Origin of the sequence: Micromonospora sp. NPDC048930 (genome assembly GCF_043197935.1) — a bacterium.
Classification (GTDB): Bacteria; Actinomycetota; Actinomycetes; order Mycobacteriales; family Micromonosporaceae; genus Micromonospora.
Genome location: NZ_JBICUB010000020.1, coordinates 70,543 through 87,642, shown reverse-complemented (window position 1 = coordinate 87,642; position 17,100 = coordinate 70,543). Strand labels below are relative to the sequence as shown.

Annotated in this window: 17 protein-coding genes; 14 read left to right on the top strand and 3 right to left on the bottom strand. The window is 73.5% G+C overall.

Annotation, left to right across the window (positions count from 1 at the left end; genetic code table 11):
- Window positions 1-45: 45 nt before the first annotated feature.
- From ACGFI9_RS33250 to ACGFI9_RS33200, 11 genes are all read left to right on the top strand, one after another.
- Window positions 46-2,031, top strand: coding sequence for a TIGR03960 family B12-binding radical SAM protein (locus tag ACGFI9_RS33250; protein WP_393184369.1), 1,986 nt, complete (start codon window positions 46-48; stop codon window positions 2,029-2,031).
- Between the two features lie 181 nt (window positions 2,032-2,212).
- Window positions 2,213-2,653, top strand: coding sequence for a hypothetical protein (locus ACGFI9_RS33245; RefSeq protein ID WP_393184367.1), 441 nt, complete (start codon window positions 2,213-2,215; stop codon window positions 2,651-2,653).
- A gap of 13 nt (window positions 2,654-2,666) precedes the next feature.
- Window positions 2,667-4,076: a hypothetical protein gene (locus ACGFI9_RS33240; RefSeq protein ID WP_393184365.1), complete on the top strand. Its 1,410-nt coding sequence runs from the start codon at window positions 2,667-2,669 to the stop codon at window positions 4,074-4,076.
- Window positions 4,077-4,086: 10 nt separating this feature from the next.
- Window positions 4,087-5,520: a type VII secretion-associated serine protease mycosin gene (mycP, locus tag ACGFI9_RS33235; RefSeq protein WP_393184363.1), complete on the top strand. Its 1,434-nt coding sequence runs from the start codon at window positions 4,087-4,089 to the stop codon at window positions 5,518-5,520.
- 245 nt (window positions 5,521-5,765) lie between these two features.
- Window positions 5,766-6,485 carry a TIGR03936 family radical SAM-associated protein gene (locus ACGFI9_RS33230; protein ID WP_393184402.1) on the top strand — a complete coding sequence of 240 codons (720 nt, stop codon included), beginning with the start codon at window positions 5,766-5,768 and terminating at the stop codon, window positions 6,483-6,485.
- A gap of 131 nt (window positions 6,486-6,616) precedes the next feature.
- Complete coding sequence (locus ACGFI9_RS33225; RefSeq protein ID WP_393184361.1) at window positions 6,617-9,685, top strand: Rne/Rng family ribonuclease; 3,069 nt, start codon at window positions 6,617-6,619, stop codon at window positions 9,683-9,685.
- A 120-nt stretch (window positions 9,686-9,805) separates the two neighbouring features.
- Entirely contained in the window at window positions 9,806-10,273 is a 468-nt protein-coding gene (locus ACGFI9_RS33220; RefSeq protein ID WP_393184359.1) for a hypothetical protein, read from the top strand.
- Window positions 10,274-10,437: 164 nt separating this feature from the next.
- The gene (rplU, locus tag ACGFI9_RS33215) at window positions 10,438-10,752 is read left to right on the top strand and encodes a 50S ribosomal protein L21 (protein WP_089005670.1); all 315 of its coding nucleotides are present in this window, start codon (window positions 10,438-10,440) and stop codon (window positions 10,750-10,752) included.
- Window positions 10,753-10,763: 11 nt separating this feature from the next.
- Entirely contained in the window at window positions 10,764-11,018 is a 255-nt protein-coding gene (gene rpmA / locus ACGFI9_RS33210) for a 50S ribosomal protein L27 (RefSeq protein WP_073838295.1), read from the top strand.
- 91 nt (window positions 11,019-11,109) lie between these two features.
- A complete protein-coding gene (obgE, locus tag ACGFI9_RS33205) occupies window positions 11,110-12,570 on the top strand; it encodes a GTPase ObgE (RefSeq protein ID WP_393184358.1) in 1,461 nt (486 codons plus the stop codon).
- Between the two features lie 70 nt (window positions 12,571-12,640).
- The gene (locus ACGFI9_RS33200) at window positions 12,641-13,090 is read left to right on the top strand and encodes a GNAT family N-acetyltransferase (protein ID WP_393184356.1); all 450 of its coding nucleotides are present in this window, start codon (window positions 12,641-12,643) and stop codon (window positions 13,088-13,090) included.
- 53 nt (window positions 13,091-13,143) lie between these two features.
- Here the strand turns inward: ACGFI9_RS33200 and ACGFI9_RS33195 are convergent, their stop codons facing one another.
- Together ACGFI9_RS33195 and ACGFI9_RS33190 are read right to left on the bottom strand one after the other, a co-directional pair.
- Window positions 13,144-13,803: a DUF6766 family protein gene (locus ACGFI9_RS33195; RefSeq protein ID WP_393184354.1), complete on the bottom strand. Its 660-nt coding sequence runs from the start codon at window positions 13,801-13,803 to the stop codon at window positions 13,144-13,146.
- Window positions 13,804-13,919: 116 nt separating this feature from the next.
- Window positions 13,920-14,402 (bottom strand): DUF4383 domain-containing protein, encoded by a 483-nt coding sequence (locus ACGFI9_RS33190; RefSeq protein WP_393184352.1) that lies wholly within the window; start codon window positions 14,400-14,402, stop codon window positions 13,920-13,922.
- A gap of 200 nt (window positions 14,403-14,602) precedes the next feature.
- On the opposite strand from ACGFI9_RS33190, the gene ACGFI9_RS33185 reads away from it, so the two are divergent.
- Genes ACGFI9_RS33185 through ACGFI9_RS33175 form a run of 3 tightly spaced genes read left to right on the top strand, consistent with a single transcriptional unit; the run spans window position 14,603 to window position 16,525 of the window.
- Complete coding sequence (locus ACGFI9_RS33185) at window positions 14,603-15,382, top strand: hypothetical protein (RefSeq protein ID WP_393184351.1); 780 nt, start codon at window positions 14,603-14,605, stop codon at window positions 15,380-15,382.
- A gap of 31 nt (window positions 15,383-15,413) precedes the next feature.
- Window positions 15,414-15,878, top strand: coding sequence for a phage holin family protein (locus ACGFI9_RS33180; RefSeq protein ID WP_393184349.1), 465 nt, complete (start codon window positions 15,414-15,416; stop codon window positions 15,876-15,878).
- Window positions 15,875-16,525 carry a DUF3618 domain-containing protein gene (locus ACGFI9_RS33175; RefSeq protein ID WP_393184348.1) on the top strand — a complete coding sequence of 217 codons (651 nt, stop codon included), beginning with the start codon at window positions 15,875-15,877 and terminating at the stop codon, window positions 16,523-16,525. The genes ACGFI9_RS33180 and ACGFI9_RS33175 overlap by 4 nt, the downstream gene beginning before the upstream one ends.
- Window positions 16,526-16,701: 176 nt before the next feature.
- Here ACGFI9_RS33175 and ACGFI9_RS33170 read toward each other — a convergent pair whose 3' ends face one another.
- Window positions 16,702-17,016 carry a hypothetical protein gene (locus tag ACGFI9_RS33170; RefSeq protein ID WP_393184347.1) on the bottom strand — a complete coding sequence of 105 codons (315 nt, stop codon included), beginning with the start codon at window positions 17,014-17,016 and terminating at the stop codon, window positions 16,702-16,704.
- Window positions 17,017-17,100 lie beyond the last annotated feature (84 nt).

Sequence of the window (17,100 nt, the reverse complement as noted above, 5' to 3'; positions counted from 1 at the left end):
CGGTCGGCGTGGTGACCGGCGGAGCACCGCGTACCCTTGGGCATCATGAGTGCCCCGTCCACGACGCCGCGCCCGGTCGCGACAAATTCCGTGTGGCCCCGGCTGGAGCCGCTGCTGCCCCAGGTGACCAAGCCCATCCAGTACGTCGGTGGTGAGCTGGGCGCGGTGGTCAAGGACTGGGACGCGGCGACCGTCCGGTGGGCGCTGATGTACCCGGACGCGTACGAGGTGGGCCTGCCCAACCAGGGCGTGCAGATCCTCTACGAGGTGCTCAACGAGCTGCCCGACGTCCTCGCCGAGCGGACGTACGCGGTCTGGCCGGACCTGGAGAAGCTGATGCGCGCCCACGGCGTGCCGCAGTTCACCGTCGACGCGCACCGTTCGGTGCGTGACTTCGACGTGTTCGGCGTCTCCTTCTCCACCGAGCTCGGCTACACGAACCTGCTCACCGCGATCGACCTGGCCGGCATCCCGCTGCTCGCCGCCGACCGCACCGACGCCGACCCGGTGGTCCTCGCCGGCGGCCACGCCGCGTTCAACCCGGAGCCGATCGCCGACTTCGTCGACGCCGCCGTGCTGGGCGACGGCGAGGAGGCGGTCCTGGAGATCACCGCGATCGTCCGGGACTGGAAGGCCGAGGGCTGCCCCGGCGGGCGGGACGAGCTGCTGCTGCGGCTGGCCCGCACCGAGAGCGTCTACGTGCCGCGCTTCTACGACGTGGACTACCTGCCCGACGGCCGGATCCAGCGGGTCGTGCCGAACCGGGCGGACGTGCCGTTCCGGGTGCACAAGCGCACGACGATGGACCTGGACGCCTGGCCGTACCCGAAGAAGCCCCTCGTGCCGCTCGCCGAGACGGTGCACGAGCGGTACGCGGTGGAGATCTTCCGTGGCTGCACCCGCGGCTGCCGCTTCTGCCAGGCCGGCATGATCACCCGCCCGGTGCGGGAGCGCTCGATCACCACCGTCGGCCAGATGGTCCAGCAGGGGCTGGAGTTCTCCGGCTTCCACGAGGTGGGCCTGCTGTCGCTGTCGTCGGCCGACCACTCCGAGATCGGCGACATGTGCTCCGGCCTCGCCCAGCAGTACGAGGGCACCAACGTCTCGCTCTCGCTGCCGTCGACCCGGGTCGACGCGTTCAACATCGACCTGGCGCAGGAGCTGTCCCGCAACGGCCGGCGGACCGGCCTGACCTTCGCCCCCGAGGGCGGGTCGGAGCGGATCCGCAAGGTGATCAACAAGATGGTGTCGGAGGAGGACCTCATCCGCACCGTGGTCACCGCGTACACCAACGGCTGGCGGCAGGTGAAGCTCTACTTCATGTGCGGCCTGCCCACCGAGACCGACGAGGACGTGCTCCAGATCGCCCGGATGGCCCACGAGGTCATCAAGGCCGGCCGGGAGGCGACCGGCTCCAAGGACATCCGCTGCACGGTCTCCATCGGCGGTTTCGTGCCGAAGCCGCACACCCCGTTCCAGTGGGCGGCGATGGAGCGGCCGGAGGTCATCGACAGCCGGCTCAAGCTACTCAAGCAGGCGATCAACGCGGACCGCTCGCTCGGCCGGGCGATCGGCTTCCGCTACCACGACGGCGAGCCGTCGCTGATCGAGGGCCTGCTGTCCCGCGGTGACCGCCGGGTCGGCGCGGTGATCCGCAAGGTCTGGGAGAACGGCGGCAGGTTCGACGGCTGGAGCGAGCACTTCTCCTTCCAGCGCTGGGTCGACGCCGCCGCCGAGGTGCTGCCGGCCTTCGGGGTGGACCTCGACTGGTACACCACCCGGGAGCGCGACGAGCTGGAGGTCCTGCCCTGGGACCACCTCGACTCGGGCCTGGACAAGGACTGGCTCTGGCAGGACTGGCAGGACTCCCTCTCCGAGTACGAGCAGGACGACTGCCGGTGGACGCCGTGCTTCGACTGCGGGGTCTGTCCGGCGATGGACACCGAGATCCAGATCGGCCCGACCGGCAAGAAGCTGCTGCCGCTGACCCCGGTCAACGGCCTGAAGCTGCCGACCGCCGCCCAGCAGTAGTAACGCCGCCGAGCCGTCCGGAGCGCGGGAACCCGTGGGGTTCCCGCGCTCCGTCGTTTCCGGGGCCGGGAGTCCCGTCGGCGTTCCCGCGACGTGGGGTGGGGGTGCCTCGACTGGCCGTCGCTCGATACGCTGCGTCCGTATTGGACCGACTGCGGTCGGCAGCGGGGAGGGCAGCAGCATGGGTGACATCAGGCCGCCGGACACCGGTGATCTGCACGTCAGCGTCGAGGATCTGGACGCCGCGGCGGAGTACGTCGAGCGCCTGCGGCAGTACGTCGACGACACCATCAGCTACGAGATGGAGCGCATCAAGGAGCGGATGAAGGGCGACAGCAACAACGCGCAGACCGTCCCGAACGGCACCCCCTTCGGCGCCTACGAGGACGCCCGCATGCAGTGGCAGGCGCTGACCCGGTCGACGGCCAACATGGAGGCGCACCTGAAGGCGCTCTCCGGCAAGCTCGCCGCGCTGAAGAAGGGCACCGAGGACATCGCCCAGGCGTTCCGCGACACCGAGGCGCGCAACGCCGCCAACGGCAAGCAGATCGAGCGGATGCTGGAGTCCGCCGCGCCGCCGCCGGCGACGGGCGGCCAGCCCACCTATCCGTACACGGCCTGAGGGGGAGACGGTCATGGCAGGAGGAACGTGGGAGCGGTGCGTCCGCGAGGTGACGCTGTCCGCGGACCCGGAGACCGTGGGCTCGGTCGGCGTGGGGTGGAACAACCTCTCCACCGGCCTGGGGCACCTGCGGGACGCGCTCATCGGGCGGTCGTTCGTCGGCCCGATCGCGCCCGGGACGGAGCGCCCGCACACCGGCGGCCTCAGCGACATGCTCGGCGGCTGGAAGGGCAGCGGCGGCGACGCGTACCGGGAGCACCTTGGTGACATCGGCAAGGACATCGAGGAGCTGATCACCCACGCGACCAACGTCAGCGGGGCGTTGACCCGGATCGAGGGCGACATCCGCAAGGCGGTCGCCAGCATCCCGATCCCGCTGATGGACGACTTCGGGTGGAACGAGTGGAGCCTGCCCAACGGCACCGAGCTCGACGACGCCCGGGACGGCGAGAGCGCGTCCGGCTTCCTCGCCGCGCTGCGCAAGGACTACCAGAGCAACCCCGCCTCGTACGCCGACGGCGCGTTCCGCGACAAGGCCGACGACCTCGAGGCGACCATGAAGGTCGACGGCAACGCCGAGGACCACAAGCGGGGCGGCTGGTGGGACACGAAGTCCCACCTGGACAACTGGTACCGGGACAACCAGCAGGCGGCCAACACCGCCATGTCCCCGCTGCCCACCGCGGTGGAGACCGAGCGGCCGAAGCTGGTCGTACCGAGCCCGGACGGCAAGGACATGAGCGACGGCTACCGGCCGGACGACCGCACCCCGCCGTCCGGGTACCCCGGCGGCGGCGGGGGTGGCGGTGGCGGCATCGGCGGCGGGGGCGGCGCCCCCAACCTCGGCAGCACGGGCATCGGCGGTGGCGGCGGCTCGTTCGGCGGCGGCCACTCGTCCATCGCGCCGCCTTCCACCGGCGGCAACTTCGGCAGCGGCGGCGGCGCCGGTTCCTACACCCCGCCGGCCGCCGGTGCCCCGGGCAGCGGTGGGCACGACTACGGCAGCGGCCTGGCCGGCGCCGGCGCCCCCACCATCGGCAACGGGTACGGCGGCGGCCCCGGCCTCAGCGGCTCGCCCGGGCTCGGCGGTGGGGGCGGCCTCAGCAGCGGGATCGGCGGTGGCGTCGGGTCGGCCGGCGGCCTGGGCGCGGCCGGCGGCATCGGGGTGGGCGGCATCCCCGGCATGGTCGGCGGGGGCAACGGCAAGGTGCCGCCGATGACCAGCGCGGCCAGCGCCCTGCGCAACGCGACCGGTGCCGGGCAGGGCGGCCTGCGCGGGGCCGGGATGATGGGCGGCGGCATGATGGGCGGTCACGGCGGCGCCGGGCACGGCGGCACCGGCACCGAGCACTCGTCGTGGTTGACTGAGGACGACGATCCGTGGGGCACCGGTGACGCCGCGTCCCCGGGCATCCTGCGATGAGGACGGACGGATGAGGTTGAACGTCGGCGCGCTCCGGCCGGTCGTGGCCGCCGCGGTGGCCGGTCTCCTGGTGCTGGGGGCCGCCCAACCGGCGGCCGCCGCGCCCCGACGGGCCGAGCAGTGGTACCTGGACGAGCTTCGCATCGATCAGGCGCACAGGCTCGCCACCGGTCGGGGCGTGCTGGTGGCGGTGGTGGACACCGGCGTCGACGGCAGCCACCCGGACATCGCCGGCCGGCTCGTGCCCGGGGCCCGCACCGACGGCCGCAGCGGGGACGGCCGGACCGATCCGGACGGCCACGGCACGCACATGGCCGGCATCATCGCCGCCACCGAGGCCGCCCGGGACGGGGTGGTGGGCATCGCCCCGGCCGCGAAGATCCTGCCGATCGGCATCTCCGCCAAGAAGCGGGGCGGCGTCACCAACGCGGCGTCCGCCGCCGGCATCCGGCTGGCCGCCGACCGTGGCGCCAAGGTGATCAACCTGTCCTACGGCAGCATGGGCGCCGCCTCGGACGAAGAGGCGCAGGCGATCCGGTACGCCCTGCAACGGGACGCCGTGGTGGTGGCCGCCGCCGGCAACACCGACCGGGGCGACAGCGAGGTGAACAACCCGGCCAACATCCCCGGCGTGATCGCGGTGACCGGCACGACCAGGGGCGGCTCCTTCTGGTCCGGCTCGGTGGAAGGCCCGGAGGCGGTGATCGCCGCCCCCGGCGACAGCATCTACAACATCGGCCCGGACCACGGCTACGGCTGGGGTGACGGCACCTCCGACGCCACCGCGATCGTCTCCGGGATCGCGGCGCTGATCCGGTCGAAGTACCCGGACCTCGACGCGCCGAACGTGATCAACCGGATCATCCGGACGGCCCGGGACGCCGGGCCGGCCGGCCGCGACCCCCAGTACGGCTACGGCCGGATCGACGCGCTCGCCGCGCTGACCGCGAATGTGCCCACGGTGTCGGCGAACCCGCTCCTCGACCCGAAGGCGGCCAGCCCGGCCCCGCCCCAGGCGGGCGAGGACGACGACTTCGACGTGACCCAGTACGGCGACCGGGGCGGCCCGACCGACCAGCAGGTCATGATCATCGGCATCGGCATCGCCGTGGTGCTGGTGATCCTGCTGGCCCTGGCTTTCTTCCTGGTCTGGAACCGGCGCCGGTACCGCCGGGACGCGGCCCGGGCGGCCGACATCCCGGACGAGGTGCTCGACCGGATGACCGACGGCGGGCACCCGCCGGTCCCGGCCGGCTACGGCCCGCCGGGCGCGCCACCCGTCCCGGGCGGCTACGGCCCGCCCGGCGCCGGGCCCGCTCCGGGTGGTGGTTACCCGCCGCCGGGGCCGGGCGGGTACGCCCCGCCTCCCGGCTACGCGCCCCCACCGGGTGCGCCACCCGCCCCGCCGGGGACGTACCCGCCGCCGGGCGGGAACCGGTCCTGATCGTCGTGGCCGGCCGGGTGACCTGCGGGTCGCCGGCCGGCCACCAGCGTCTCCGGGGCGGGTGAGGAGGCCCCCGCCGACCGGTTTCGACCGACTTTCCGGGTCGCCGCGACGGCCCCGGCTGCGTACCGCCCGGGGCACTGCGCCACTATGGGGCGGACACGCAGGTAGCACCCGAGGAGTTCACGATCGCCAGAAAGCCTCAACCCGAGGGCGGCCAGGCACCGGTCGTCCAGCGGGTCCGGATCCGGTACGCCAAGCGTGGACCGCTGCGGTTCACCTCGCACCGGGACTTCGCCCGGGCCTTCGAGCGCGCGTTGCGCCGGGCCGGCGTACCGATCGCCTTCTCCCAGGGCTTCACCCCGCACCCCAAGATCTCGTACGCCTCCGCCGCGCCGACGGGCGTCGCCAGCGAGGCGGAATACCTGGAGATCGGCCTGCGCGAGCCGGTCGAGCCGGAGCAGTTGCGGCAGGCCCTGGACGCCGCCCTCTCGCCCGGGCTCGACGTGCTCGACGCGGTGGAGGCCACCGGCGGCAGCCTCGCCGACCGGATCGAGGCGTCCCGGTGGCGGATCGAGCTGCCCGAGGTCGACCCGGCCCTGGCGGAGCAGGCGGTGGCGGCGTTCCGTGCCGCCGGGGAGATCCAGGTCGAGCGGATGACCAAGCAGGGGCGCCGGACGTTCGACGCGCGGGCCGCCGTCATGGCGATCGATGTGCTGCCGGAGTCGGAGACGCCTTCCGGGGTGGTGGCCGTACCGTGTGCGATACTCGAAGTGGTCGTGCGGCAGGTCACCCCGTCCGTACGGCCCGATGACGTCCTTTCCGGCCTCCGCGTGGTGGCCGCCTTGGAGCCGCCGGTCGCCCCGCGGGTGATCCGGCTGGCGCAGGGCACGCTGACCGCGCAGGGCGAGATCGTCGATCCGTTGGATGCGGATCGCGACGGGGCAGCCATCGGAGAGCGCTGACCGACGGTCAGCGCTCTGGCAGGCAGACTTCGGCGGTCGCGCGCCTGCGCGCCCGGCGGAAACACCTTTTGCGGCGACCCTGCGTGGCAGCGCTCACCCGCGCCCGGGGCAGCCAGAACTGGAGAACGTCCATGCTCGAGAACGAGCCCGAGGGCGGCGAACGGACCGGCGCAGAACCGGCCGAGGCAACCGCCGCCAGCAGCACCGACAGCACCTCCGAGGCCAAGAAGCCGGCCCGCAAGCGGGCCAGCCGGCGCAAGACCGCCCCGCTCAACCAGCCGGAGCAGATCGACGCGCCGGCCGAGGCGTCCACCGACGCCGGCGGCGCCAGCGGCGAGGCCCCCCAGGCCGAGGTGTTCGCCCCGGTCGCCGGCGACCTGGAGCCCGCGCCGAAGGCCACCCGGCGGCGCCGCAAGGCCACGCCCGCGAAGGCGGTCGAGGAGCCGGTGGCCGCCGGCGAGGTGGCGGCCACCACCGAGGAGGTGGTCCCGCCGGTCAAGGTGACCCGTACCCGTCGGCGCAAGGCCACCCCGCCGCCCGCCGAGACCCCGATCGAGGAGTCCGCGACCGAGGCGCCGGCCGAGGCCGCCGTCGAGCCGCACGCGGTCGCCGAGCCGCAGGCGGACGCCGAGGGCGCCGAGCCCCCGGCCGTCGCCGGGGCGGCCGCCCCGGCCGAGGAGCCCGCGGCCGAGGACGCCGAGGGCGAGGACGCCGAGGACGAGCCGACGCCGGACGAGTCCGGCGCGCGGGCGTCCGAGTTGCCGGTCGACGAGGCCACCCTGGCCCGGGCCGGTGGCCTGCAGGACCGCACCGGCGAGATCGCGCCGGGCGCCGCCGTGCCGGCGCCGGCCGAGGAGCCGGCCCCGACCCGCCGTCGACGCGCCGCGCTCTCCGCGCCGACCGTCCTGTTCATGGCGCCCCAGCCCGAGGAGATGCCGACCGTCCGGGTCAGCTACCCGGCCGCCGAGGAGCCCGCCGAGGAGCCGGTGGAGACCGGCCGGCGCCGCCGGCGCGGTCGCCGCGAGGTGGAGCCGGTCGAGGTCGAGGTCGAGGTCGACGAGGAGCCGACCGTCGAGGCCGAGGAGATCGCCGAGGCGGAAGAGGACGAGGAGGAGGAGGCGGCCGCCGGCCGTCGCCGCCGTCGCCGGGGCCGCCGAGGCCGTGGCCGGGGCAAGGGCGGCGCCGAGGAGATCGAGGACGAGGAGGCCGAGGAGGCCATCGAGGCTGAGGCCGCCGACGCCGAGGCCGAGGAGGAGGCCGCCGAGGAGGAGGCCGAGGGCGACGGATTGACCCGCCGCCGTCGTCGTCGCCGTCGCCGGGGCGCCGGGGACGTGGAGGCCGCCGCCGAGGACGGGGTCCCCACCGTCGTCAAGATCCGGGAGCCGCGCAAGCCCGTCGACGAGGTGCAGGGCGTCTCCGGCTCGACCCGGCTGGAGGCCAAGCGGCAGCGCCGCCGGGACGGGCGCGAGCAGCGCCGTACCCGGCCGCCGATCCTCAGCGAGTCGGAGTTCCTGGCCCGCCGCGAGGCGGTCGACCGGGTGATGGCGGTCCGCCAGCGCGGCGACCGGACCCAGATCGCGGTCCTCGAGGACGGCGTGCTGGTCGAGCACTACGTCACCCGCAACTCGTCCGGCACCATGGCCGGCAACGTCTACCTGGGCAAGGTGCAGAACGTCCTGCCCAGCATGGAGGCGGCCTTCGTCGACATCGGGCGCGGGCGCAACGCCGTGCTCTACGCCGGCGAGGTCAACTGGGACATGACCGGCCTGGAAGGCCGGGCCCGCTCGATCGAGCAGGCGCTCAAGTCCGGCGACTCGGTGCTGGTGCAGGTCACCAAGGACCCGATCGGGCACAAGGGCGCCCGGCTGACCAGCCACATCGCGCTCTCCGGCCGGCACCTGGTGTACGTGCCGAACGGCAACGCCTCCGGCATCAGCCGCAAGCTGCCGGACACCGAGCGCAAGCGGCTGCGGGACATCCTCAAGAAGCTGGTGCCGGACGGCGCCGGGGTGATCGTCCGGACGGCCGCCGAGGGAGCCAGCGAGGACGAGCTGGCCCGGGACGTCAAGCGGCTCCAGGCGCAGTGGGAGGACATCCAGGCCAAGGCGGCCGAGGGTGGCGCCCCGGTGCTGCTCTACGAGGAGCCGGACCTGGTCATCCGGGTGGTGCGGGACCTCTTCAACGAGGACTTCCGCGAGCTGGTGATCGAGGGCGAGCAGTCGTACGACATGGTCGAGTCGTACCTGTCGCACGTCTCGCCGGACCTGGTCGCCCGGCTGCGCCGGCACGCCGGCACGGCCGACGTCTTCGCCGAGTACCGGATCGACGAGCAGATCCTCAAGGGGCTGGACCGCAAGGTCTTCCTGCCCTCCGGCGGCTCGCTGGTGATCGACCGCACCGAGGCGATGACCGTCATCGACGTCAACACCGGCAAGTACACCGGCTCCGGCGGCAACCTGGAGGAGACGGTCACCCGGAACAACCTGGAGGCGGCCGAGGAGATCGTGCGCCAGCTGCGGCTGCGCGACCTCGGCGGCATCGTGGTGATCGACTTCATCGACATGGTGCTGGAGTCGAACCGGGAGCTGGTGCTGCGCCGGCTCACCGAGTGCCTCGGCCGGGACCGCACCAAGCACCAGGTCACCGAGATCACCTCGCTGGGCCTGGTGCAGATGACCCGCAAGCGGATCGGCGCGGGCCTGCTGGAGGCGTTCAGCGAGACCTGCGAGTGCTGCAAGGGCCGCGGGGTGATCATCCACACCGAGCCGGTGCCGGAGAAGCCGCGTGCCGGCGCCGGTGCGGGGGAGAAGGTCAAGGCGGTCGCCTCGGCCGTCACCACCCCGGCCGCCGAGGAGAAGGGCCGGCGCCGGGGCCGCAAGGCCGCCCCGGAGAAGCCCGCCGCGGAGGCGGCGCCGGAGCAGCCGGCCGCCGAGGCCGCCCCGGAGCGGACCGTCGCCGAGGTGGTCGAGACCCCGGACGACTACTACGACACCCAGGGCTATGACCTGTCCCGGTACGAGACCGAGACGCCGGCCGCCCCGGCGGTCGCCGACAGCCAGGAGGGCGACTCGGCCCGGCTGGCGGCGGCGGACGACCCGGACGCGATCGGCGAGGGTGAGACCGAGGAGGAGGCCGCCGAGGCCGGCACCGGCCGGCGCCGCTCCCGGCGGGGTGGCGCGCGGCGGCGTACCCGCCCGTGAGGCGCTGACCGGCACGGCGTTTGACAGGGCCCCTTCCTCGGCAACAGAGTCCGCAGGGAGGGGCCCTGCCGTACCCGTCGACCCCCCGGTCGGGACGGCGCGCCCCGGACGGGAGGAGACATGCGCCGCGTGTTCGCGGTCACCGCGCTGACCGGGGTGCTGCTGGCCGGCGCGGGCTGCGCCGAGCGGGGCGACGGCGACCCCTTCGCGGTGGGCTTCGCCTCACCGGCCCCACCTGCCACGGCGGCCCCGACGGCCACCGGGGACGCGGGGGCCTGCGCCGCCGCCAAGCAGGCCGGCTCCGCGGCCGTGCAGACGTACGTCCAGAAGCTGGCCGAGATGCTGCGCGCGAACGCGGTCGGCGACCGACGGACGGGGGACGCCGCCCGGCGGGACGCGGAGGCCGCGCTGGCCGGCTGGCGGGACGACCTGCGGGAGCAGTCCGCGCGGGCGGCCGACCCGCGGCTGCGTACCCTGTTGGCGGACCTGGCCACCGAGGTGGGTGGGCTCGGCACGGACGTGCAGGCGATCGACGAGACGGAGTTCGACCGGCTCCAGCAGCGCCTCGACGAGCTCTGCCCGGCCTGACCGGCAGCCCGGTTTGGGCAGCGGGCCCGCCATGGCGTACGCTTGCCTGCGGCGCACTTTGGTGTGCCGAGTTCCCGCGTGCCCGCGCTGCCGGTGTCACGACTCCCGGCGAGACGCCGTGGGAACGACCGCCAGCAGCCTCAACGACAGGGAGTCCGCCTCCGATGTACGCGATCGTCAAGACCGGCGGCAAGCAGTACAAGGTCGCCGAGGGCGACGTGATCGAGGTCGAGAAGCTCGCCGGTGCCCCCGGCGACGCGGTGAAGCTCACCGCGGTGCTCCTCGTCGACGGTGACGACCTGGTGACCGACGCGGCGAAGCTTGCCCAGGTCTCGGTGTCCGGCGAGATCGCCGCGCACACCAAGGGCCCGAAGATCCGGATCCACAAGTTCAAGAACAAGACCGGCTACCACAAGCGCCAGGGTCACCGCCAGCCGCTGACCCAGGTCAAGGTGACCGGCATCTCCAGCGGGAAGTAGGTCGTCCTCCAATGGCTCACAAAAAGGGTGCGTCCAGCTCGCGTAACGGTCGCGACTCCGCGGCCCAGCGGCTCGGCGTGAAGCGCTTCGGTGGTCAGGTCGTCAACGCCGGCGAGATCATCATTCGCCAGCGGGGCACCAAGTTCCACCCCGGTGACCTGGTCGGCCGCGGCGGCGACGACACGCTCTTCGCGCTGGCCGCCGGTGCGGTCCAGTTCGGCACCAAGCGCGGTCGCAAGACCGTCAGCATCGTGCCGCAGCAGTAACACCTCCGGCGCTAGCGGGCCGCGGACCTCGTGTCCCGGCCCGCTTCGCTTTTTCACGTGCGGGGCGAGCCCCGCTGGAAGGATTGACGGCGTGACGACGTTCGTTGACCGGGTCGTCCTGCACCTGCAGGCCGGCGACGGCGGGCACGGCTGTGCCTCGATCCACCGGGAGAAGTTCAAGCCCTTCGGTGGGCCGGACGGCGGCAACGGCGGGCACGGCGGCAGCGTGACGCTGGTCGTCGACCCACAGGTGACCACGCTGCTCGACTTCCACTTCCGGCCGCACCAGAAGGCCGAGAACGGCAAGGGTGGCGCCGGCTCGAACCGGGACGGCGCCAACGGCCGGGACCTGGTGATCAAGGTGCCGAACGGCACCGTGGTGCAGACCCTCGACGGCGAGGTGCTGGCCGACCTGGTGGGCGTGGGCACCACCTTCGAGGCGGCCCGGGGCGGCCGTGGCGGCCGGGGCAACGCCGCACTGGCCAACGCCCGGCGCAAGGCGCCCGGCTTCGCCGAGCTGGGTGAGCCGGGTGACCGGCTGGACGTCGTGCTGGAGCTGAAGAGCGTCGCCGACGTCGGCCTGGTCGGCTTCCCGTCCGCCGGCAAGTCCTCGCTGATCTCGGTCATCTCCGCGGCGAAGCCGAAGATCGCCGACTACCCGTTCACCACGCTGGTGCCGAACCTGGGCGTGGTCCGGGTGGACAACCACACCTTCACCGTCGCCGACGTGCCGGGCCTGATCCCGGGCGCGGCGACCGGCAAGGGCCTGGGCCTGGAGTTCCTCCGCCACGTCGAGCGCTGCGCCGTGCTGGTGCACGTGGTCGACACCGCCACCCTGGAGCCGGGCCGCGACCCGCTGGCCGACATCGACACCATCGAGGCCGAGCTGACCGAGTACGGCGGTCTCACCGACCGGCCGCGCCTCGTCGCGCTCAACAAGATCGACGTGCCGGACGGGCGGGACCTCGCCGAGATCGTCCGGCCCGACCTGGAGGCCCGTGGCTTCCGCGTCTTCGAGGTCTCCACGGCCACCCGGGAGGGGCTCAAGGAGCTGATGTACGCGATGGCGGAGCTGGTCGAGCAGGCGCGCAGCGCGGCGCCGCCGGCCGAGCCGACCCGGATCGTGATCCGGCCGAAGGCGGTCGACGACACCGGCTTCACCATCGAGGCGGAGGAGGACGGCTCGTACACCGTCCGGGGCAACCGGCCGGAACGCTGGGTCAAGCAGACCAACTTCGACAACGACGAGGCGGTCGGCTACCTGGCCGACCGGCTGGCCCGGCTGGGCGTCGAGGAGAAGCTGGCCAAGGCCGGCGCCCAGGCCGGCGACCTGGTCCGGATCGGCGACCGCGAGTTCGACTGGCAGCCCACGCTCTACGCGGGCGTGGACTTCACCCCGAGCGTTCGTGGTGCCGACATCCGGCTGGAGGAGAAGCCGACCCGCGCCACGGCCGCCGAGCGGCTCGCCGCCCGCAAGGCGCGCCGGCGGCGGCCGGAGGACGAGCTGGAGGCCGCCCCCCAGGACGACGCCGACGACGAGGACTGGGAGTAGTCCCGCTGCGTCCGTGTTCGGGTCGTTGGCCGGAAACCTCCGCGAAATCCGGCCGACCTACCGTGACGGAATGCTGATCGAATCCCGTCCCGCCACCGATCCCGAAGTCGCCGCCCTGGTCACCGCCCAGCAGCGCGAGCTGCGCGAGGCGGACGGTGGGCTGGACGGCCAGGCGACGGTCACCCACGACGACATCCGCTACCTCGTCGTGGTGGCGGATGGGCGGGCGGTCGCCTGCGGCGGCATCCAGGCTCTCGACGCCGAGACGGGCGAGCTCAAGCGGATGTACGTGCGGCCGGCGTACCGAGGGCGGGGCATCGCCCGGCACCTCCTGGCCGCGCTCGAGGAGTTGGCCTTCCGGCAGGGGCACAGCACGGTGTGCCTGGAGACGGGCACCTACCTGCCGGCCGCCATCGGCCTCTACCGGTCCTGCGGCTACCAGCCCATCCCGGTGTACGGCGAGTACGTGGACAACCCGTACAGCGTGTGCTTCGCCAAGCGGCTGACGGTCGCCGCCTGACGACGGCGACCGTCGCGCCCGGCGGTGGCCGGGCCGGCGCGGCTGGACGCGGCTCAGGCGCCGGTCTCGGCGTGCGCGGCCGTGACCGGCTTCGACTCCGGGCTGGCGTGCTGCCGCAGCACGATGCTCAGCAGGATCAGCACCCCGACGGCGAGGAACTCGCTCTGCCAGTTCTGCATCGACTGGAACCAGAAGTCGCTGGTGCCGAGGAACTGCCAGGCGCTGATCGGGGCGGCCCCGCTCTGCAACGCCTGCTCCTCGTTGTACTCGACCACGCCGCCGAACAGGTGGCCGAGGAACGCGCCGGCGAAGATCAGCAGCAGCGCGATCGACAGGCTGTTGCGGTAGATGGTCAGCGGCAGCCCGCCCGCCCGGACCGGCCAGGGGGAGTCCGGGGTGGCCCGGCGCGCGTCGTCCTCGGGCCGGTCGGTCTGCCCTTCGGGCTTCGACTCGGCCGACCCCTTCTGCACCAGGTACGCGGTGAGCAGCACGTAGCCGCCCATCTGGAGGAACTCCGACTCCCAGTTCTCGAAGACCGCCTCGGCGAAGTGCCCGCTGCCGAGGTACGCCCACCAGCTCTCCGGGGCCGCCCCGTACTGGGCCAGTTCCTCGTTGTGCACCTGCCAGCCGAACACGCTCTGCAACAGCAGGAAGATCAGGAACGCGCCGAGCATGGCGACCGTGAGCGCGTTCTCCCGCAACCACCGCGGCATCGCCGGACCTCCTCGTCAGGATCACTCCCCGTGGTGGTCCTCCGTGCCCCGGGCGATGATCATCCAAACCCGGCCCGGGCGGGGCGAGTGGTCACCACCCGTGTGGGTGACGCAGGTCAGGGCCGGTCCATCGGGGTGTCCAGCCGGCCGCCGGTGCCCACGTCGTTGGAGAGCAGCAGGCCGAGGACGAGCATCCCGAAGCCGAGGAAGAGGTGCAGCCAGTTGTCGGCGTCGTTGAACGGCACGAAGTTCGCCGCGGTGTGCCGGTCGATGCCGAAGCCGTACAGCCAGATGCCCAGGTAGACGGCGCCGCCGCCGGCCAGGAAGAGCCGCGCCCCGGAGACCTTGCGGGCCAGCACCAGCCCGGCCAGGCCGAAGACCAGGTGCAACAGGTTGTGCAGCACGGACACCTGGAACACGCCGATCAGCTTCGCCTCGGAGCGGTGACCGGCGAACGCCAGGTCCCCGTAGTGCGTGGTGAAGCCGGGGACGAACCCGAGCACGCCGATCAGCAGGAAGACGGCGGCCACCGCGAGGGCGGCCTTCTGGATCGCCGGGCGGGACCGGGCCGGAGCGCGTCCGCGCACGTCACGTGCCATCGCTGTCACCTCCGTGGATCATCGGCCGCCCGGGCCGGGCAGACCCTCCATTGTGTGATCGGGGCGGGCCGCCTCCGCAGAGAAATGGCGAATCAGGCATGGACCCGACGACTCGGGGTAGGTCAGTTGTCACGCCGAAAGTAATTCGGCGTGATCCCCCTGAGCACAACCGCTACGACCATCCGAGCGGAAGGGACACCATGACTTACGATCTCTCACCCACGTCTGCCACGTACGAGTCGACCAATGGCGGCGGGGTTCGCGACCAGGCCCGCCAGGTCGGCTCGGAGGCCGCGAACGCGGGCGGCGCGGTCGCCCAGACCGCCAAGGAGCAGGGCAAGGAGGTCGTCGGCGAGGCGACGCGGCAGGCCCGCAACCTCTACGGCGAGGCCCGTGACCAGCTGGCCGTCCAGACCGGCCAGCAGCAGCAGCGCGCCGCGAGCGGCCTGCGCTCGCTGGCCGAGGAGATGCGCGCGATGGCGCAGAACGGCGGCGGCTCCGGCCCGGTCACCGAGCTGGCCCATCAGGCCGCCGACCGGGTGCACGGGGTCGCCGGCTGGCTGGAGCAGCGGGAGCCGGGCGACCTCCTCGACGAGGTGAAGAACTACGCCCGCCGCAACCCGGGCACCTTCCTGATCGGGGCCGCGCTGCTCGGCGTGGTCGCCGGCCGGCTGACCCGGAACATCGCCGCCGTCGGCGACGACACCGGCCGGCGGGCGTACGACCCGGACCAGACCGCGGTCATCCCGACTCACCGGGCCGTGCCGGACCAGATCCCGCCGGGCGGCTACCTCGACCCGACCCCCGGCAGCTACGCCGAGCCGACCCCGGGCTACTCGGGTCAGGGTGCGATCTACCCCGACCAGGGCACCGCCGGCGGCTACGCCGACCCGGTCGGCGGCACCGGCCGGCCGCTGCCCCCGCCGGAGCGGACCGACCCGCTGCCGGGCGTCCCGTCCAGTGGCGTGAACCGTCCGTGAGCGGCCGAACCGGCAAAAGGGAGGCGACGGCATGACCGCGCCGACGCAGGGGCCCGGCCTGGACTCCGGCTACCAGCCGGCGGGCGCCCCGCACACCGCGGACGAGGTCCGGGGCAGCTCCATCGGTGAGCTGATGCGCCAGGTCACCACCGACCTCTCCACCCTCCTGCGGCAGGAGGTCGAGCTGGCCAAGGCGGAGATCCGCCAGGAGGGGAAGAAGGCGGGCAGGGCCGCCGGCCTCTTCGGCGGCGCCGGCTTCGGCGGCTACATGGTGGCCCTCTTCCTCTCCATCGCGCTGTGGCAGGCCCTGGACAACGTGCTGGATTCGGGGCTGGCCGCGCTGATCGTGGCCGTCGTCTGGGCCGTGATCGCCGCGGTCCTCTACTCGATGGCGAAGAAGAACGCCGAGCGGATCCGCGGCCTGAAGCAGACCAACGACAGCGTGCAGCGCATCCCCGACGCGCTCAAGCCGCACCCGGAGGGAGTGACCCGATGAGCACCGATCCCGACCAGATCCGCCGGGAGATCGAAGCCACCCGCAACAACCTGAGCTCGGACGTGGACGCCCTGGCGTACAAGGTCAGCCCGAGCCGCATCGTCGACGACCGCAAGCAGCGCGTCCGCAGTGCGCTGTCGAACGTGAAGGACAAGGTGATGGGAACCGCATCCGACCTCGGCCACAGCACCGGCCACGCCGCCCACGCGGCGGGCGACCACGCCTCCTCGGCGGCTTCCACGGTGGGCGACAAGGCGCACGCCGCCGCCTCCACCGTCGGTGACGCCGCGCACCGGGCCCCGCACGTGCTGCGGCAGAAGTCCGAGGGCAACCCCATCGCCGCCGGCGTGATCGCCTTCGGCGTGGGCATGCTGGTCTCCTCGCTGATCCCGGCCACCCGCCGCGAGCAGCAGGTCGCCGCCCAGGTCAAGGAGAAGGCCGCCGAGCACGGCGGCGAGGTGAAGGAAAAGCTCGGCGAGGTCGCCGGCGAGCTCCGGGACGAGCTGCGCGGGCCGGCCCAGCAGGCCGCCCAGTCGGTGAAGTCGACCGCGCAGGACGCCGCGCAGACGGTCAAGGACGACACCCGCGCCGCCACGCACGACGTCAAGGACACCGCGCAGCAGTCGCGCGAACAGGTCCGGTACTGATTCCTCGTACGCCGCAGCTCGCGGCCACCACCGGCGGACGCCGGAGAGTGGCCGCGAGCTGTCGCGTGCGCGGGGTCGGGGCCGTACGCCCGGGGCGCTCGCGGCGCGTGGAGTTGATGGTGGGACTCGGCCGGTCGGGCCGGCGGGCCCGGCCCGACGGTGACGCCGGGGACGCCTCAGCTCGACAGCGGGTCGGTGGCCGGGTCCGGACGTACCCGGACGGCGAGGTCGCCCGCAGCCACCCAGAGCCGCAGCTCGTCCGGCCCGTCCTGCCGCGGCTGCGCCGGGCGGGCGGGTCCGGCCCCGCCCCCGGTCGGACCGGCGAGCGCGTTGGCCAGCCGCCGACCCACCAGGGCCCCGGCCACCGTCGCCGCGACCGCCCGCGACCACGGCCCCCGCCGCCGGCTGGTGAGCGCGGCGGCCACCGCCGCACCCGCCGACAGCGCGGCCAGCAGCCGCGCCGGCCGGGCTCGCTCCTGGTACGCACGCATCAGGTCCTTGCCTCCTCCAGGGACGGGATCGGTGGCCCAGCCTGCCCGAAATTCCAGCGATCAAACCGTTTTCCCGTTTCACTG

Excerpts from the sequence above, each read along its gene's own strand:
- ACGFI9_RS33250 (WP_393184369.1), top strand. The coding sequence starts at position 46 with ATGAGTGCCCCGTCCACGACGCCGCGCCCGGTCGCGACAAATTCCGTG.
- ACGFI9_RS33245 (WP_393184367.1), top strand. The coding sequence starts at position 2,213 with ATGGGTGACATCAGGCCGCCGGACACCGGTGATCTGCACGTCAGCGTC.
- ACGFI9_RS33240 (WP_393184365.1), top strand. The coding sequence starts at position 2,667 with ATGGCAGGAGGAACGTGGGAGCGGTGCGTCCGCGAGGTGACGCTGTCC.
- mycP (WP_393184363.1), top strand. The coding sequence starts at position 4,087 with ATGAGGTTGAACGTCGGCGCGCTCCGGCCGGTCGTGGCCGCCGCGGTG.
- ACGFI9_RS33225 (WP_393184361.1), top strand. The coding sequence starts at position 6,617 with ATGCTCGAGAACGAGCCCGAGGGCGGCGAACGGACCGGCGCAGAACCG.
- ACGFI9_RS33220 (WP_393184359.1), top strand. The coding sequence starts at position 9,806 with ATGCGCCGCGTGTTCGCGGTCACCGCGCTGACCGGGGTGCTGCTGGCC.
- rplU (WP_089005670.1), top strand. The coding sequence starts at position 10,438 with ATGTACGCGATCGTCAAGACCGGCGGCAAGCAGTACAAGGTCGCCGAG.
- rpmA (WP_073838295.1), top strand. The coding sequence starts at position 10,764 with ATGGCTCACAAAAAGGGTGCGTCCAGCTCGCGTAACGGTCGCGACTCC.
- ACGFI9_RS33200 (WP_393184356.1), top strand. The coding sequence starts at position 12,641 with ATGCTGATCGAATCCCGTCCCGCCACCGATCCCGAAGTCGCCGCCCTG.
- ACGFI9_RS33195 (WP_393184354.1), bottom strand. The coding sequence starts at position 13,803 with ATGCCGCGGTGGTTGCGGGAGAACGCGCTCACGGTCGCCATGCTCGGC.
- ACGFI9_RS33190 (WP_393184352.1), bottom strand. The coding sequence starts at position 14,402 with ATGGCACGTGACGTGCGCGGACGCGCTCCGGCCCGGTCCCGCCCGGCG.
- ACGFI9_RS33185 (WP_393184351.1), top strand. The coding sequence starts at position 14,603 with ATGACTTACGATCTCTCACCCACGTCTGCCACGTACGAGTCGACCAAT.
- ACGFI9_RS33180 (WP_393184349.1), top strand. The coding sequence starts at position 15,414 with ATGACCGCGCCGACGCAGGGGCCCGGCCTGGACTCCGGCTACCAGCCG.
- ACGFI9_RS33175 (WP_393184348.1), top strand. The coding sequence starts at position 15,875 with ATGAGCACCGATCCCGACCAGATCCGCCGGGAGATCGAAGCCACCCGC.
- ACGFI9_RS33170 (WP_393184347.1), bottom strand. The coding sequence starts at position 17,016 with ATGCGTGCGTACCAGGAGCGAGCCCGGCCGGCGCGGCTGCTGGCCGCG.